This window comes from Pasteuria penetrans, assembly GCF_900538055.1.
Taxonomy (GTDB): Bacteria; Bacillota; Bacilli; order Thermoactinomycetales; family Thermoactinomycetaceae; genus Pasteuria; species Pasteuria penetrans.
In genome coordinates, this window is sequence record NZ_UZAC03000001.1 from 1,770,042 (window position 1) to 1,786,206 (window position 16,165).

Sequence of the window (16,165 nt, forward strand, 5' to 3'; positions counted from 1 at the left end):
TAGCCGCCCTCCAGCCGTTTGAAGTTATACTACATACCTAGTAGAGGACACAGGCCTGGGGGAATGGCCCAACCGCGGGTACAGAGGACTTAAGGGGGGAGAAGGGGATCCCCGAAATCGCGGCAGGGTGGTGGTGTGCGGGTTTCGGACCGCCTAAGGTACTGTCGTAAAGGGTAATGGTGATGAGAGAGTTTTGAGAAAAAAGGCGGGATGAAGGACTTTTTTCAGTGTGGGTCGGGAAGATGAGTAGGGCATATTGGGGTTATAAGCACTGGGAAGCCCAATCGATGTCCAAACAAGGGAACCTATCTATTTCTGGAAAAGCCATGGGGAGGCGAATTACCCACTATTCTGGCGGCATTCGATGTACAACACAGATGGAATGGATTCCGATTGAGGCTCTCTCTATGGAACCATGGGAGACTGTCGAACGGACACCTGGCTTCAGCACCAGGTAAAGAGGATATACCGAGGCTTTCCGTGAACAGGAATCAATCCAGGGTAGCGATGAAATCTTTGTAATGGGGGATGATCGTAGATTGGACCAGGTACCATCGGATGAAAACCCGGGCAAGATGCAACCACGGCAGAATTGCGAGAGCACTACGTGTGTGGTTTTGTGGTGGGGTTGGCGGATGAAATGCTGGGTTGATCCGGTGGTACTAGTGCAAATGGTGATATTTTTAAATAATTACTATTTTTCATATATAAATAAATTATAACGAAGAATACTATCTGGGGCGATTAGAAAATCAGGAAAGTGATGCTGATAGGGTTGGATGACTGGCATTCCTGCTATGACATATATCCCATTCTGTATTCATACTATATTGTATGGATTGTGTATCAACAGGTGCCTTCGGTGATTCTGTTTTTCCATGCTCCCCTCATGATATACGTAGAGGGGCCTGTTTGGGTGCTAGGGGTACCTCAGTAGTGTACTACGGTTGGATGGATGATTTTTAAGAACCGTTCGGGGTGATGTCCCCCATTAGGGTCCCTATGGGTGTCGGGTCAAAAGTATGAGATAGTACCAACCGATCGTTTAGACACGCCCACTCCAGTTTTCGTGCTGGCTATCCTACAATCACAGGATACTATTTACTAAAAAATACATATGATGGGTACTCTCATTAATAAATAAATATATTATATTTTTAAAAAAGATAGTTCCTGAAGACTTAGGAGCCCTGCGGAAGACTTTTGACCCTACGCCCTATAAAGAATCATTCCAATGAAGGGAGGGTCACCCGTCCCCTTCCAGCGGATGAATATAAACTGTGGGGTGGTTGTTTTCTATGGTTTGTAGGATCAAGAATTCCCAGCGGGGTCTTAAATCTCCGGGAGCTCATCCGATTTTTGATGGTTTATTTATTGAGTGAAAGTATTTCTTATATGTATTTGTTAGATAAGCAGTATGTTGAGGATAAAAGACATGGAAACTAGGGTGGGCGTGTCTAGAGAACCCGCCAGTACCATCTGTACTTCGGACCCGACACCCATGGGGTGCCATGGATCTTTCCGTGGATGGGGTCCTGTTCATCCTGTCATAGTTTCTATGTATTTATATACTGTAGCCATGGTATGTATTCCAATAGGGGTGTGTTACAAGGTTCTCCCCTCTGTGGTTTTCTAAAGCAACATCCTATCAGGAGTCGTTCCTTAGGGGATTTTTTCAGCGGTTTCCCAGTGCCATTTCCCAGAACGCGTACACAAAGCGATCCATTAGGCACATTCCTGGTGAGGATTCCCCTTTGGTTTGCATCTGAGAGTTGTTGTTGGGGGAGGTACGGATTTGCTTAAGTTCCTAGGGAAAAGGGGGATTTTGTTCTTGGTCTTTCGTATGGACTTTGTGGGCCTATGAGATGGTAACCACGGTATTCCTTGTAAGTAATGCAGGGACAGAAATCGTACTCACCCATATTTATAAAGGCCTATTGGGGTTACGGTCGGAACCTTTGCTCCGGTATAGCATTCTGATGTAGTGGCCCCTTCCTTTCATATGCCGTTATGGTGTTTTTTATTGTTATAAGTATGGATTATACTATAGATATTTGGTTGGTCTTTTTCATCAACCCAACTGGTACAGGAATTCACAACATATTTGGAGTTCCCTCTTCCTTTTTTTATTTGTCTATAATTGATATTTTTTTAGAAAGAAAAAAGGATTCTCAATTCGGGGATTCTTCTATAGTGTGTCCTTCTGTTCCTATGTAAGGTTTTGGGGATTGTCTTGATAGGATTGTGAGGTATTTTCTGTGACAGTAGGTTTTATCGTTTATCCCTTTGACATTTTTTCACGGTTTTTGTAACAGTACGCAGGAGAATCTGTTGGGGATCATCCCCTAATGTCCAGCAGGAAAATCCCCCTAGCTGATGGCGTAGACCCCAACAGACCTTTGTGGTTATTGAAATAGTGTCCTCATAGGTGACGAATACGCCGTATTTAGGGTCCCACAGAAAGGGAACTCTGGCCCTTTGGTTCCAGTATTGGTGGGCGCCCTTGCGGATCAACCTGTGAATGAGGGGTTGATCAAGGGTACCGGGATCCTCTCGATCCTCGGTGCTATACTTTGGCAATAGGGTGGAACGTTGGTATTCCCCATGATAGCGGGGACAACAATCGCCCCATGCACACCCATAGAAGGCCAGGTCCATGTGGATTTTCTCCGGGGGCACGCCTGCCTTGATGTAACGTTGGATCGCGCTTGATACGTTGTGTTTTTCCATGTAATGATCTTCGGGGGCACAGGGGTCGTTGTATAGGGGTGTGTTGTGACCGGTAGTCCTATGGGCTGTACTATGGAAATCATAAGTCATGATGGTAACCCAGTCCGAATAAAAAGCAATTTTATCTGCTTCAATATTACCTACATGGTGGATATAGGCCCCCAGGGAGGCACTGAGTAGGTAGGGTTTTCGTGCCCTTTTTTCCTCAACGGAAAGGTAATCCCGGAGTGTTTTCATGAGTAGGGTGAAATTGACCCTATCTAGTTCTCCTCCACTCTGTGGGTTATCATGCTCCGTCGGAAACTCCCAATCGATATCAATTCCATCGAAAATGGACCAACGACGTAGATATTGGATGACATTCCAGCAAAATTGTTGTCGCGATTCTGGGGTAGCGGCGGCGGCTGCAAATCCCCCCTCGGTTTCTGTGGGGGAACCCGCCAGCAGGAGCAGGAGGGATAATTTAGGATATCGTTGTTTTAGGATGGCCAACTGACCATAATTGCCTAATAGTTGTCGTTCCCCACCTCCGTAGAAGGGTCGTTCCATATCTATATAGGTGTTGCTTGGGGTGATCTTTCCCTCTTTTTGGACACGTGCGAGTGCATAGATGAGATGAGTTAATCTTGAAGGTAATCGTAGTTCATAAATTTCGGGTTTATTTTTTTTGTCCACCCAATAGGGATAATAGGCAACAATTCTCTTAGGGTTTTTCTTTCCCTGCTCCTCCTCTTTGCCTTCTTCCATCCATTGTATAGGGGGTTTCTTTGGGGAAGAATGCGCAACGGATTTCCTTGGGGGAGAAAAAGAAGGAGGGGAGGGGAGAGAGGGAAAGGAAATGGGGGGAAAGGGTGGAAGGGAAATAGGTGGAAGGGGGAGGGGGAGGATAGGGAAGAGGGGAAAGGGTGGAAGGGAAATGGATGGAAGGGTAGGGAGAGAAAGGGGTGGTGGGGGAGAAAGGGGTGGAAAGAATATCCAGTCAGGGTGTTTGTGCGACATAGGGTATCACCTTATTATTATTTCATAAAATTATATAATGAACCCTCGTGTACCGGTACCGCGCGGGGGTTAGCAACAGGGGACTCCATAGTAGTAAGGGAAAGACGGATTGGGTGGGAGGTGGCTTGTGGTAAACATTTGGGGTGCGTAGTAGGGCCAGGGATATGGGGTTGGTGGCCACCAGCCTGCAGGAGGGATAGGAGGCGGCGGAGGGGATAGGGAACCCCAGTGCATCGGTGGTTGTGTAGTGGTTGGTACGGGGTGATACCATGGTTGGGATGGGGTAGTGGCTGGTACGAAGGGCCACGATGGTTGAGGGGTGGGGTAAGAGGTCGTCTCTGTTGAAGTATCATTCGGGGGGATTTTGTCACATTTCGGTGGATCCATGGATGTTGGGATTTTTAATGGGGCATCGCGGGGGGCACTGGATTGGGACGGAGACGCGATATCTTGGCGACGATGACAGGACCGGATTTTAGATGCGGATCTTGTTTTCTTTTGTTGTTGTCTGGGTCTTTTTATCATCCATTCATTCCCCTTATCTCTATCGTTGACCTTTGACTTTATCCTATGGAAATAGCCCAAGGATGGTGAATGGACCTTCCCAGGGGTCCCTTTTTGTTCCCAGGTATATATTTGGTTCCTGATTGAACAGGGAACTACGACACCACCGATGATTGCATCGTTCCGCAATTCACCGGAGGACTATGTTCCTATGGGGTGGTGTATCCGTGTTGTTGTATTCCTAGGATGATTCGATCCTTCCCGATGGGATCGGGAAATTTCCTCTGTGTTTTTCCGATGACATGGTTGTGTTGCTGAATCATTGTTAAACGTATGATATAGGTAGATGCATCATGAGAACATTTGTCGGGGGTATTCGGATCGGAATTTCTACGTATGTTGTCTGTCGTTCCCAGTCCGTTTTGGGTAGCATCGTTTGGGAAAATTAGGAGTTGTGTGTTTATTCCAGGTGTCCTGAACCGTGTTCAGCAGCGTACCCGTTCGATCATCGTCGAGACTCCAAATACCCAAGCCGCCAAGACGATGGGTTTGGGCCCATTGTATTTTGGCGCGGAGGGAAACAGGATCATCGTAGCTTATAAAGATTCCCCCCTCTGGGTTCCACAGAAAGGGAACCTCCGTATAAGGATTAAAATATTGTTTTGCCCCCTGTTGTAAAAATTTTGTAATATCATGGTAAGGTATTAATTTTAAATTAAAGAATTCATTCTTTTTCTTCCTAGCAGCGCAGAATTGGTATTCCCCATTGTTCCTGGGACCAGTATTACATTGGGCCCATAGGCGTCCGTAGAATGCTAAGCCCATGTATAGTTTGTTTGCTGGGATTCCCGCGGCTAGGCCCCGAAGGATGGAGGCTGAGACGTTTTCTATCCTCAATTCTTCCCTCATGGGAGCGGGGGCCGAGGGATCGGGAAAGAGAGGGGTATTGTGGCCACTAATTCCGTCTGGACTGTTTCTATAATCATAGGTCATCATAAGAATCCAGTCCGCCTCGGCGGCTAGGTTTGCGGGTTCTATATTGTCGAGATGTTGGCTACCTGCTCCAATGGCTAGGCTTAGTAAATATCTTTTGTTGAGGCGTCTGCGAAGGGCACGTACAAGGAGGGTAAAATTGTGTTTGTCTTCGGGTTTACCCTTGTTTTCGGGTTTACCATCCCCTTCAACAGGAAATTCCCAATCGACGTCAAGGCCTTCAAAAATGGGCCAACGTTGAAAGAAGCGTCCAACACTCAGAGCAAATCGATTCCGTGTAATAGGGGATCCTGCCACACGGGAAAACTGCTTAGAGAGTCCCGCTCCGCCAACGGAGATGAGGATGTGTAGACGGGGGTAACGTTTTTTGAGAAGGTTAAGTTGCTCATAATCGTTCTGTAGATTGTGGTTCTCCCCGGGGTGGATTTTACCGTTTACGATAGAAGCGAAGGCGTAAATGAGATGGGTAACACCGGGGAGGGAAAGGGAGGCAATGGCGTTTTTTTGTGATCCCGATTCGGGATAGTAGTAACCTATCAGACGCTTGGTAATTTTGGGTTTTTGGGGGGGGTCATTAGGGGCAGCGTAACCATGATGGGTTTGTCTGTGGGGGAGAAATCCGTTTGAGGGCAGGAACAGAGGGGAGTTTCGAATTCGTGAGATATATTCTTTGAGTAGGGTTTCTAATGAATCCATAGCGACGTCCCTCCCTAAAAATGGGCAATCTATGGGCAAAAGGGGGGAATTGATGGATAGCATGTAAATCATAATGATTAATACAATCTAAAAATTCGATAATTATGTATTATAGTATTCAACGAATACCCATCCTAATGGACGGTGATCCGGGGTACCCGGGGAGGGACCCTGGTGGGATTCCGAATTGTCAATTTCTCTATTTAGTATTTTTACACTATAGGATCTTCTTAAGGGATTATATAATAATTTTCTAAAAATAGTATTCCCTTTCCAGGTTTCCTATATGGGTCTAGTGTGCCCATTGAAGTAGTTCCCGGCGCTATTCTGTAGTCATTGCTGACATAGGCATCATCCGGATCACCACAAGGGTACCCACAGTGTGGGGTTGGGTATTTGTCCTATGAAGGCTAAGCCTGTATTCATTCCGGCGACGGGTGTGCCACTTCTATGGCGTATGGGTAGGTGTAGGTAGGATGCAGATATTTGTTTTGGGTATGATTTGTTTCAGTATTTTTACTATATCCTTTCATTTGGTTCCAAGTGATGATGGGATAGGAATATGAATTATGGATGATTTCCGTAATTTTTTGATTGGCTCCAGGTGTGTTGAACTTCATTGAAAAGCACACCGGAACGATCGTTGTCAAGGTTCCAAATGGTTAGACCACCGAGATGGTGCTTACGGGCCCACTGTATTTTGGGACGAAGAGAGGTAGGATCATCATAGCTAATGAAAACACCTTCCTTGGGATACCAGAGGAAGGGAACTTTGGCATGGGGATTGAAATATTTTTGTGCCCCCAACTTTTGGAACTTCAGGACGTCGGGGTAATCCAAGATACCCTGGCTTCCTAATCCTCTCCGATTTCCCTTAGCACAGAATTGATACTCCCCGTGATGTTGTGGATTGCATTGGGTCCACAGCCTGCCATAGAAGGCTAGACCCATGTTGAGTTTGTGTGCCGGTACCCCGGCAGCTAGGTACCGGAGAATGGAGGCGGAAACGTTTTCCTCCTTTACTGTGTTTTTCATGTTAGGGGGGGCGGTGGGATCAGAAAACAGTGGAGTATGGTGGCCATTGATTTTATCCCAACTACCCCGAAAATCATAAGTCATCACAGTGATCCAGTCTACATAGGGTGCCAATGCTGCTGGCTCTATGTTGGCAATGTGTCTCTTTCCTGCGCCAACGGCCAAACTAAGTGAATATTTTTTGCCAAGATGTTGGCGGAGGGTGCGTACCAGGAGGGTAAAATTGTGTTTGTCCTTTGGACCCCCCCCCTGTCCTCCGCCACCTTTGCCGGGGTATTCCCAATCGATGTCGATTCCATCAAAGACAGGCCAGCGATGGAGGAAGTGTACAACACTTTGGGCGAATCGTGTCCGTGCTGCGGCCGAGGCTGCTATCTTGGAAAAGTTTCCGGAGGATCCCCAGCCGCCAATAGCGATAGGGATGCGTAAATGGGGGTAACGCTTTTTGAGGAGATAGAGTTGCCCATAATTCCCGCGCAGTCTTTTGTTTGGATCGAATGGATATTTGGTGTCCATATAGATATCCATGGGACCCATTGTACCGTTGACAATACGAGCGAAGGCGTAAATGAGGTGGGTAACACCAGGAAGGGAGAGGGAAAGAATGGCGTTCCTTCGTGACTTTGGGTAGGTGGCCCATCCAGGGTAATAACCTACCAGACGCCTGGGGGGGATATTTTCAGGATGGGGAGGGGGTCCGTCATGGGTATAGCCATGATAGGTTTGCCAAGGTGCAGGTAACCCATTGGGGGGAGGGAACCAAGGGGAATTTTGAATCTGTGAGGCGTATTCCATGAGTAGGGTCTCTATTGAGTTCATAGTGACGTCGCTCCCTAAATGGGCAATCTTGTAAGCAGGGGGATTGTGGGTATGAATGTAATTATATAATTTTTTATCAATTCATTAGTAAGTAGGGTGTTTTACGAATACCCATCTTGATGAACAGTGGTCAGGATTGGAGGGGGTCCCGTGGTAAATTTCAAATGGGCCAATCCCCCCAGGTGTGTGTTCCGTAAGCTGTGTAAGCGATGAGGGTTGTAAATGGCCCTTCGTGGCTGGGTTGGTAGGTAGCGAAGGTTTCCACACCACCCAACGCTGTTGGTGTGTGTAGAAACACTCCGGTGGTGAGCGGTTAGGAAGTGGTTGGGAAAAGAGAATCCTCGTCCGATAGGGATTGGGGAGTTCAACGAGAGGGAATCGTTTGAGGACGCATCGAGAGGAACTGTTCATGTCCAAACCGAGGTGTAGCCTGACACACGTCGGGGGAAGACCTACTTACGATCTGGGCGGCGTTTGTGGTGTTACACGGGAGGAACCTAATCTTAGGCGTCACATGGAACTTGAGAGGTTGTTGCGCACGGATGGACACCTGGCCACGGCCAGGAGGCGGTGATAAAAACCAAAGATAACTGGAGGAAATCGGTTCATAATAGCTGATGAAATTCTTGTAATGGGGGCGAGTGAAAAGAGGCTGGATTCATCCTAACGAGGACAGCACAACGACAACTTTAGGGAGAAACCCACTTGGGGGATATCACTGGAACCTTAGAGCAACATTTTCATAACTGAAGTGGGACCTAAACGGTCTGAAGATTGGAATGGGGGGGGTCGTATCATGGGGGACTATTGAGTACGGTTTTGTATGAGGAGGTTGGCTGGGATATGTCCAGCCCTACTCGACGGTGCTCCTTGGGCCTGTGGGGTGTGTAGGGAAGCCAATTCCGTTCTACTTTCCTTGCCCTTTAGAGTCATTCGGTATAGAGAGGGTGGTATCGGGAATACGTTGTTGTTGAAATCCACTGTGGTAAAACAAAATCACCTCTGAACCGGTAGGGGTAGGACGTATGACACCGGGTTTTCCCTCGAAACAGTACTTCTGCGCGATTTTGCGGACCGTTGATTTATACTTACTAGCCATGGTTTTGTAAAAGCTTAGGCGCATTAAGTAGCCGAACCGCTGCAACTGACTGACATTGTGGGCAAGACGATAGTAGTGATAAATTTTTTCGATTTCTCGGTTGTAGGCGTGGAGGATAGCGTAATCGTCGAGTGGTACTAAATAAGGGCGGTGTAGGGCTTTCCAAATATGTGTGGTAGGATGGATGCGGATGGCTCCTAGATCAAAAAGCTTTTTTGTCCATACGGACTGGGGTAAAGAGAGACGACAAGGGTTATGCTTTTTGTGGGGATGTGGGGGGGCAGAAACGTCATAGCCGAGGAAACGTATCTTCCGTTTGCTGTGTTGTAAAGAAACTTCGATAAGATTTTGGGGAATTTCGAGATTTTTTTTAAAAAATTTTTCTAATTTTTCCTGTAGATAGAGAGCATCATTTTTACTACCGGATAGACCTATCAACCACTCATCGCCATGCCGTGTATAGGTTAGGCGTTTGTTTTCTTGGCGGGCAAAATGGGTTTGAAACCGGAGCATCCATAGATCTAGTTCGTGTAGATAGATATTACTGAGCAGGGGCCCTATGATGCTTCCCCGTGGTGTGTTGTGGTATCCCATGGTGTTGTAGTTCCATGCGTGTAGATAACGGGCTTTGAGCATATGTTGTATGAGTTGCAGGCAAGCAGTATCATCAATCTTCTGTTGCAGAATACGAATCATGGTTTTCTTGTCTAGCACGGGTAGGATGGATTGGGTGGGTTTAAGAATCCATACAACGTCGGTGAAGGAACGTTGGACTTGTGTGAGTGCCGTGTGGCACCCCCTTCGGCCCCGAAAGGCGTGGGAGACGGATAGGAAATGGGGTTCGTAGCAGGCCTCAAGGATTATGCGCAGTACCTCCTGCACAATGAGGTCCTCTTGACGAAGGCGATAGCTGGGCCGTGGTGTAGGACGACGTTGGCGCCGATTTTTCCCTCGCCGGGGGGGGGGAGATGGGGTTTCCCATACCATATTGTGGGGACGGTATTTTTTTTTGCGGAGTTGTTCGATGAGTTGGCCAAGGAGGATTGGATCGGGTTGGTGGGGGATAGGTGCCCCGTCCGTGGGGGGGAGGGAGGGTAAGGGATGTTGTGATGGGATGAGTCTTCTCCAAGCGATTTCGTACCACAAGGGATTGTAGAGGAGACGATAGAGCCTCTTGAATCGGTAATCATGGGGTTTCCTGGCGAGTTGTCCCAGGATTATCGTCGGGTTGCGCATGTAGGGGAAACACTCCTCTTTACATCCACAACACGGGGGATAAGTCAGCGAGGGGGAGTTCCATGGGGCATACAGTTTAGTTGTGGTATATGCTGCTGCTGATTTGAATGTTCCCCCGATGTCATGGCCAGTACTTTGTGGATGGGTAGGGTACAGTGATACAATGGTCGGAGGTCCCAGGGTGGGGGGGTAGGAAGGTGCAAAATTGCTTTCAATTCGGGGAGGGAGGAATAATGTTGAGTTTTGTGGATCGCATTTATGCGTTATATCGGGAACAAATTGTGGACGAGGAAACGGCATGTGCCGTGGTATTGTGTTTGTTGGAGGAGCATACACGTGCACACATGATGGAATTGATTGGGACTATGAAGGATGAGGAAATTATGCAGATGATGGGAATTTATCTTATAGAGATGCTTAAGTTGAAGGTGGTACGGGAAGATAAAATGAATGACAAGCAGCGCGGTCCCTCTCCTGTGCCTTCTGTTGTACACTGATTTTTACATAAGAGGGGTCCGAGGATAGATGTTGGGATCATTGGGTGGTTCTTTTTTTGTGCTTCAGGGACAAGCTAGGAAATGTTGGGGAGTAGGGAACCCCAAGGTTGCTCGCTTGTCCTTTTCTTTTTTCCAACGACAAAAAACCCCGGGCAAAAACCCTAGGGCCAGACGGATTCACTGTGTAGGTTCTACTTCACTTTCACTACGTTATTAGCCTGTTCACCGCGCTTGTTTTTTGTTATGTCAAACATAACGGATTGGCCTTCTTCCAGTGTTTTGAAGCCGGGGTCCTGAATCTTGGAATAGTGTACGAAGACGTCCTTTTTTCCTTCCCCCAGCGCAATGAAACCGTATCCTTTTTCCGCATTGAACCATTTTACAATGCCTGAGACACCCTCAGCTAGAAGTACGTCCTCGCTATCCCTTTCCGTTGTCGCGTTACCCCTCCCGAAATCATCTCTGCCGCCAAATTGACTTTTGCCAAAACCGTCATTGTCTCTCACAAATACACATCCTCCTTGATTTCAACGTCGGGGAGGATGCGTTTCCCAGAGCCTGCTCCAAGGAATGGATTGTATGGAAGTTCCGTACGCCCAGCTCCCCCCTCGACCTTCCACTATCTTACGATACCTGATGGGCGGATACAAGCGTTTCCTTATGTCCAATTTCCATCATTTTTGTTGTGGGGCCAGATTAACGTTTGAACAAATGTTGGTAGGGGGTATGATCAATGCCAGATTGGGCTAGGGCCCGTAGCAGCCAGCGATGGTCCCGCTTGGGGGTGGCGAGGATGTAACCCTCAATCAATGTTGCTTGGTCTATTTTTTTCAATTGGCGGGCTAGTGCTAGTTCGCCGATCTTTCCTGCAATGGCATGTTCAGCGGTAGGGCGGAAAGGTTTGGGAACGGGGGTAACGAGTTTACGTAGTAGTGCTTTCTGGGTTTCGTCCCACATATGTCTAGTTTTGTTGACAAATTCCTCTTCACGATCTAGGAGAGAGCGTCCGTCTGCCCTGGGGAGGGCTTTATAGAATCGACGGAACATGAACTTTCCCCCAATGCCTAGAAGGATAAGCATGCTACACCAGGCGGGCAGGTAGAGCCAGAACCATTTGGGTATGTGTTCGGTCAAGATCTTACCATCCCCTTTTTTGTAGTGATTATGGGAACTGGGTACCTTGCTAGTTCCATTATAACAGGGGGAATTTATAGGTGGGTGGTGGATCCAATGCTACAATAGGGGGGGGGGTGAGGACTTTTGGTGCATTGGACCCATAATTGTGGTATTGATTCCGAATCCCCTCCCCGGGATTGCCGGTCGGAGTTGGATCCATGGGATCCACTTCCTGTTCGTCTTTCGGAGGGTCGGTATGTTTTGACGAGTGTGGAGATTACGGTTACGCAACTTTGTAATCTCCGGTGCGCCCACTGTGCGGTGGGGGAGTCCCTCTCCGTCCATGAGCAGCCTGCGTTGCCTCTAGAGGATCTCTTACGGGCTTTAGATGGAGTTGATTCCCTGACTACCTTGAGTCTTACAGGCGGGGAACCTTGTGCCTCTCCGCGGACGGTGGAACAGTGGGTTCGTCCCCTGTTGCGCTATGCAAGGGAACGAGGATTGTCAACACAAATAAATACCAATTTAACGTTGCCGTCCTCCCGTTATGAGGCTTCTTGGTTGTCGGACGTAGATATACTGCATATTTCCTACAATGCTTGGGATGTGGATTCCTTTTTTAGAATGGCTTTTGCGCATGCCCCACAGGGAACCATGGTGGCGGCGGCTCGATTTTGGGATCGTTTGCATGGGAATGCACGTACTCTTTCCAGTGCGGGGGCCTTTTTATCCGCTGAGACCTTTATCAGTCCTCTCACGTCCCCCCACTTGGAGGCATTGCATCGGGGGGTCGCGGATCTAGGATGTTCACGGCATGAGATTCATCCCCTTTACCCAAGCGATTTTGCACGGGGTGAAGATCTGTTGGATATTTCCGCGTATCGGGGGGCGGTGGAACGTCTGCTATCGGTCCGTGATCCTCGTGTATGGATGTTATTTGGTACCTTGCCGATTTTTCCATGTAGCGAGGAGATGGCGGATCGGGAACTCTGGGTACGTTTGCATCATACCCCTGGAGTGACAGTTCGTCAGGATCCCGATGGTCGTAACCGCCTCAATCTCAATCCCTTTGATGGGAAGGTTCGTCTAACGGATTTTGGGCAGGCCTCGGGTTCGGTGTTGGGTGATTGGAGAGAAGAGGGTCTCCCGTCCATCTTTCAACGTTGGTTGGCGAGCAAAGAGGCCAATTCTTGCCATTGTTTTTGTCCACTTGTCCGTTGTTCGGGTCCCAATCATCTGGTCCTGGAAGCTTACTATCGGGGTTGGGATTTTCAACAGAGGAAGGCTAATTTTTCTTTGTTGGGATCGGGGGGGTGTTCTATACAGAAAGGGGATGGATAAATGGAATGCAATTAGGCCCACAGGTTTTTCTGTGGGCTTCATGATAGGTGTTTCGGCAATATCTGAACGGGTGTGTGCATTCTTTTGGGGGGATTTCAGCCCCAATTTTTGGCTCCCTAGGAGAACCTTTCCCTCATATTCTTAAAAATAATTTCCTAATTAATTTATTCAATTTATATAGATAAAAATTATATAGATAAAAAATTAATTTTTGTTCTTCCTCCCCCCATCGTCAATTTTTACTATGAATACTATGCGGATCATGAAAGAAGGGGTTCTTGCCTCATCACGGTATTCCACACTGAATCCTCAGGTAACAAAGTATCAAAAACCATAAGAAATTAGTATGTACATGATTCTGTTTATATTCCCCATGGCTCATGCTTTTCCCGATCCATGGCAGCATCTTGTTGGGGGGTGAATTCCTGAACAAGGTCGTTAGGAGGATTCTCCCTCAACTTTGAGACTTCCTTCACGGATTCATAAATGTATGATATTTTTATTATAGTATAACACAAAATGTAGATCAGGGACCCGACCCTATTTTCTCTCCTTTTCGTATAACTAACTAAAAATACTTACGATCCTATCTCGATCTATCAAAAATGGTCGACCAATTCCTGTCCTTTTTCGTCCATCCTTATTTAAAATTTTCACATCATGTTCGTGGGGGTTTTTCATTCCCATCTGCACTATGTATGCTGATACTATTTTGTGTGATAAGAAATAAAAACATTGGAATGAACTGAAATGAACGGGGATGAACCCAACGGGCATCGATTTCTGAATTGTATGTAATATTCTACTAAAGAAGTGCCCTGATTTTGGACTGTGATGTTTACTCCCATAATATATTTATATATTATCTACATAGATATCATTACAAAATATCCATGAACAAAGGTTGGGATAGTAGACCTAATAGACACAAAGGGGAGGGGGCGAGCAGCCTCCTCCCTTACCTAAACCTATAAACGCGAATGTAGAGAGAGTCTCAAAGTGAGACGGAACTCAATGGAATCCATTGATTATTCTTGTTTTTATAATAAATTTCCTTTCCTTGAGATCCTAATTCCTTCAATAAATTACGAATGGTTTCCTCGTCCATATTTGTCTCCATAAGGGGTCCAGATTCCTTATCATTGGAGAGTACAAAGGAGTGTGACATCTCCTCTACTAGTTTGTTTATCTGTTCCGATGAACTAAGATTGGCCCATTCTGGTTTCTTGTCGGCAATTAATTTTAGTGAATTATCAACATTATTGGAAAGTAATTCTCTCATTTCTTTTTGCTTATTCTCATCCATATGCTTTTCCTTCAATAACTTCTTTACTCTCCTAATATTTTCATTGATTTGGCTTTCATCCAAACTCTTATTGTGAACGTTGGAGCCAGTGATTCTATCTTTTCCTTCAGCGTACGGAAAAAGGTTGAATGTTGCTGAAAAGACAGCAGTAAGCGGTAGCACAGTAGCAAAAAACATTTTCATATTCCTTTTCAATTCAAATCCTCTCCTTATTCACTTTGAAATGGTTGCGGGCGGATCCCCATGGGGAATGATTGGGTCTCTATGGGTTACCAAGGGGGAAATGAGTTTCCTACTAGATCCTACCAGCCATCCCCTCCCGCGTTTCTATCGTACCACCCTCGCAATCGTAATTCTATAAACTGGATATTAAAAATACCTTACATTTATCTTACGCATTTGGAATCCGTGCGGAACCCCCCCGGGCTTCGTATAAGCGCCTGGATTAGGTTCCTACCACTCTTTACAACCGCATGCCGATCAGATTATAAGTAGGTCCGCATTCCATGACTTCTCTCAACATGGAGAACACACCCCCTGGTTTTGACATGGGGTGTTTCTAAGTGTCCCCCGAACGGTTCACTCCCTCGTTGAGCTCCCTAATCCCCATCGGACGGGGATTCTAGCCCCTTCCTTCCCTAAACCGCTCACCACCGGGGGGGTTTCCACACCAGCAGCGTTAGGTGGTTGGAAGCCTGCCTCTACCAGCCAACTCCGGAGGGCCAGTTTCATCACTTGTACAGCTTGCTTGACACATAGACCCTGGAATTTCCCCAGTTCTGATCGTACAGGATTAGATATCCAATGAGTTTGAACGGCCTGCTCGGTTGGTATTTCTAATTATTTTAAACTCATATGAAAATATATATGAAATCGTTCTTCCTTTTTTCTCGCGGATAGGAGCCGGTAAAGGGCATTATAGATATCGCGAGGCATGAGTTTATATATATATAGGATTTAAGTATTTAGTTAAGTATAGTAAAAAGGGCGGGATAGGGAGGGACCTACCGGGGAATTTTATGTATGCAATCGAACGTAATCAACGGACAGCAATCAGCAGACGGGCGCAAGGTTACTGCCCTGCCCTACTCTTCGGAATGATAAAAGCTTTCACAGGGGAATAGGAGTAACCTGTGACGGGCACCGACCATTTTTGGAATCATCGTGTTGATTCCAGACGAAATATGTGCATGTATATTTACCTTATACAAATACTAAATATTTATATAAAATAAGAAAAATTTTGGATGATAATGTTCATAGACATAAATTAGGAGGGGGCTGTTTGCGCCCCCTCTTTTTTAGTAACAACCAATGCCACCCATTCCTATTCCTGACATGATCCCGGCCCCACTATAACCGTAGAAACCACCCCCATAGGGATTAGAATATAAATATCCAGGATAAAAATTGTTAAAGACATGTCTTATATGATGGGGACGTAATCCATAACGGTTCAGGCCATCCATACCATAGGAGGAACCTATCATGCCACCAGAGTATCCTATACCACCGTAGTAGCCCATACCGCCAGAGTATCCTATACCACCAGAACCCATCATGCTACCGGAATAGCTTACTAAGGTACTAGGACCATCCCACGCGTTAAGATTACCCCATGAACCAATGCATGACGCATTAGCCATTCCATTCCCAAACGCTGCTAGGGCTGCGCAGCTCATCAAACCAGCTACTACGGTCCTCTTAGTACTCTTCAACATAATCGATCATCCCCTATTTTATTTTTTAAAATGAACATAGTCTCTATTATTGATAACCTTTGCCTGTATATAT

13 protein-coding genes are annotated in these 16,165 nt (G+C 46.6%); 5 read left to right on the forward strand and 8 right to left on the reverse strand.

Going from position 1 to position 16,165, the window contains the following annotated elements:
• The first annotated feature begins 242 nt into the window (after nucleotides 1-242).
• On the forward strand, nucleotides 243-458 hold the full coding sequence (locus tag PPRES148_RS07230; protein ID WP_149453861.1) for a hypothetical protein: 216 nt from the start codon (nucleotides 243-245) through the stop codon (nucleotides 456-458).
• Nucleotides 459-2,271: 1,813 nt separating this feature from the next.
• Here PPRES148_RS07230 and PPRES148_RS07235 read toward each other — a convergent pair.
• Nucleotides 2,272-3,477 carry a glycoside hydrolase family 18 protein gene (locus PPRES148_RS07235; RefSeq protein ID WP_187820799.1) on the reverse strand — a complete coding sequence of 402 codons (1,206 nt, stop codon included), beginning with the start codon at nucleotides 3,475-3,477 and terminating at the stop codon, nucleotides 2,272-2,274.
• 681 nt (nucleotides 3,478-4,158) lie between these two features.
• Here PPRES148_RS07235 and PPRES148_RS12990 point away from each other — a divergent pair.
• A complete protein-coding gene (locus PPRES148_RS12990) occupies nucleotides 4,159-4,290 on the forward strand; it encodes a hypothetical protein (RefSeq protein WP_281289947.1) in 132 nt (43 codons plus the stop codon).
• 333 nt (nucleotides 4,291-4,623) lie between these two features.
• Here PPRES148_RS12990 and PPRES148_RS07240 read toward each other — a convergent pair whose 3' ends face one another.
• Both PPRES148_RS07240 and PPRES148_RS07245 read right to left on the reverse strand, forming a co-directional pair.
• Complete coding sequence (locus tag PPRES148_RS07240) at nucleotides 4,624-5,922, reverse strand: glycoside hydrolase family 18 protein (RefSeq protein WP_187820801.1); 1,299 nt, start codon at nucleotides 5,920-5,922, stop codon at nucleotides 4,624-4,626.
• 567 nt (nucleotides 5,923-6,489) lie between these two features.
• Complete coding sequence (locus tag PPRES148_RS07245) at nucleotides 6,490-7,776, reverse strand: glycoside hydrolase family 18 protein (protein ID WP_149453864.1); 1,287 nt, start codon at nucleotides 7,774-7,776, stop codon at nucleotides 6,490-6,492.
• 382 nt (nucleotides 7,777-8,158) lie between these two features.
• Between PPRES148_RS07245 and PPRES148_RS07250 the strand changes: the two genes are divergently transcribed.
• Nucleotides 8,159-8,350 carry a hypothetical protein gene (locus tag PPRES148_RS07250; protein ID WP_149453865.1) on the forward strand — a complete coding sequence of 64 codons (192 nt, stop codon included), beginning with the start codon at nucleotides 8,159-8,161 and terminating at the stop codon, nucleotides 8,348-8,350.
• 333 nt (nucleotides 8,351-8,683) lie between these two features.
• On the opposite strand, the gene PPRES148_RS07255 is transcribed toward PPRES148_RS07250, so the two are convergent.
• Nucleotides 8,684-10,111: a reverse transcriptase/maturase family protein gene (locus PPRES148_RS07255; RefSeq protein WP_187820803.1), complete on the reverse strand. Its 1,428-nt coding sequence runs from the start codon at nucleotides 10,109-10,111 to the stop codon at nucleotides 8,684-8,686.
• 233 nt (nucleotides 10,112-10,344) lie between these two features.
• On the opposite strand from PPRES148_RS07255, the gene PPRES148_RS07260 reads away from it, so the two are divergent.
• Nucleotides 10,345-10,608, forward strand: coding sequence for a DUF6154 family protein (locus tag PPRES148_RS07260; protein ID WP_246142930.1), 264 nt, complete (start codon nucleotides 10,345-10,347; stop codon nucleotides 10,606-10,608).
• A gap of 191 nt (nucleotides 10,609-10,799) precedes the next feature.
• Here PPRES148_RS07260 and PPRES148_RS07265 read toward each other — a convergent pair whose 3' ends face one another.
• Together PPRES148_RS07265 and PPRES148_RS07270 are read right to left on the reverse strand one after the other, a co-directional pair.
• A complete protein-coding gene (locus PPRES148_RS07265) occupies nucleotides 10,800-10,994 on the reverse strand; it encodes a cold shock domain-containing protein (RefSeq protein WP_149454280.1) in 195 nt (64 codons plus the stop codon).
• A gap of 310 nt (nucleotides 10,995-11,304) precedes the next feature.
• Complete coding sequence (locus PPRES148_RS07270; RefSeq protein WP_281289948.1) at nucleotides 11,305-11,742, reverse strand: DUF2621 family protein; 438 nt, start codon at nucleotides 11,740-11,742, stop codon at nucleotides 11,305-11,307.
• Nucleotides 11,743-11,871: 129 nt separating this feature from the next.
• Between PPRES148_RS07270 and yfkAB the strand changes: the two genes are divergently transcribed.
• Entirely contained in the window at nucleotides 11,872-13,065 is a 1,194-nt protein-coding gene (yfkAB, locus tag PPRES148_RS07275; protein ID WP_187820804.1) for a radical SAM/CxCxxxxC motif protein YfkAB, read from the forward strand.
• A gap of 994 nt (nucleotides 13,066-14,059) precedes the next feature.
• Here yfkAB and PPRES148_RS07280 read toward each other — a convergent pair.
• The gene (locus tag PPRES148_RS07280; protein WP_149453868.1) at nucleotides 14,060-14,566 is read right to left on the reverse strand and encodes a hypothetical protein; all 507 of its coding nucleotides are present in this window, start codon (nucleotides 14,564-14,566) and stop codon (nucleotides 14,060-14,062) included.
• Nucleotides 14,567-15,672: 1,106 nt separating this feature from the next.
• Nucleotides 15,673-16,092 carry a hypothetical protein gene (locus tag PPRES148_RS07285; RefSeq protein WP_149453869.1) on the reverse strand — a complete coding sequence of 140 codons (420 nt, stop codon included), beginning with the start codon at nucleotides 16,090-16,092 and terminating at the stop codon, nucleotides 15,673-15,675.
• Nucleotides 16,093-16,165 lie beyond the last annotated feature (73 nt).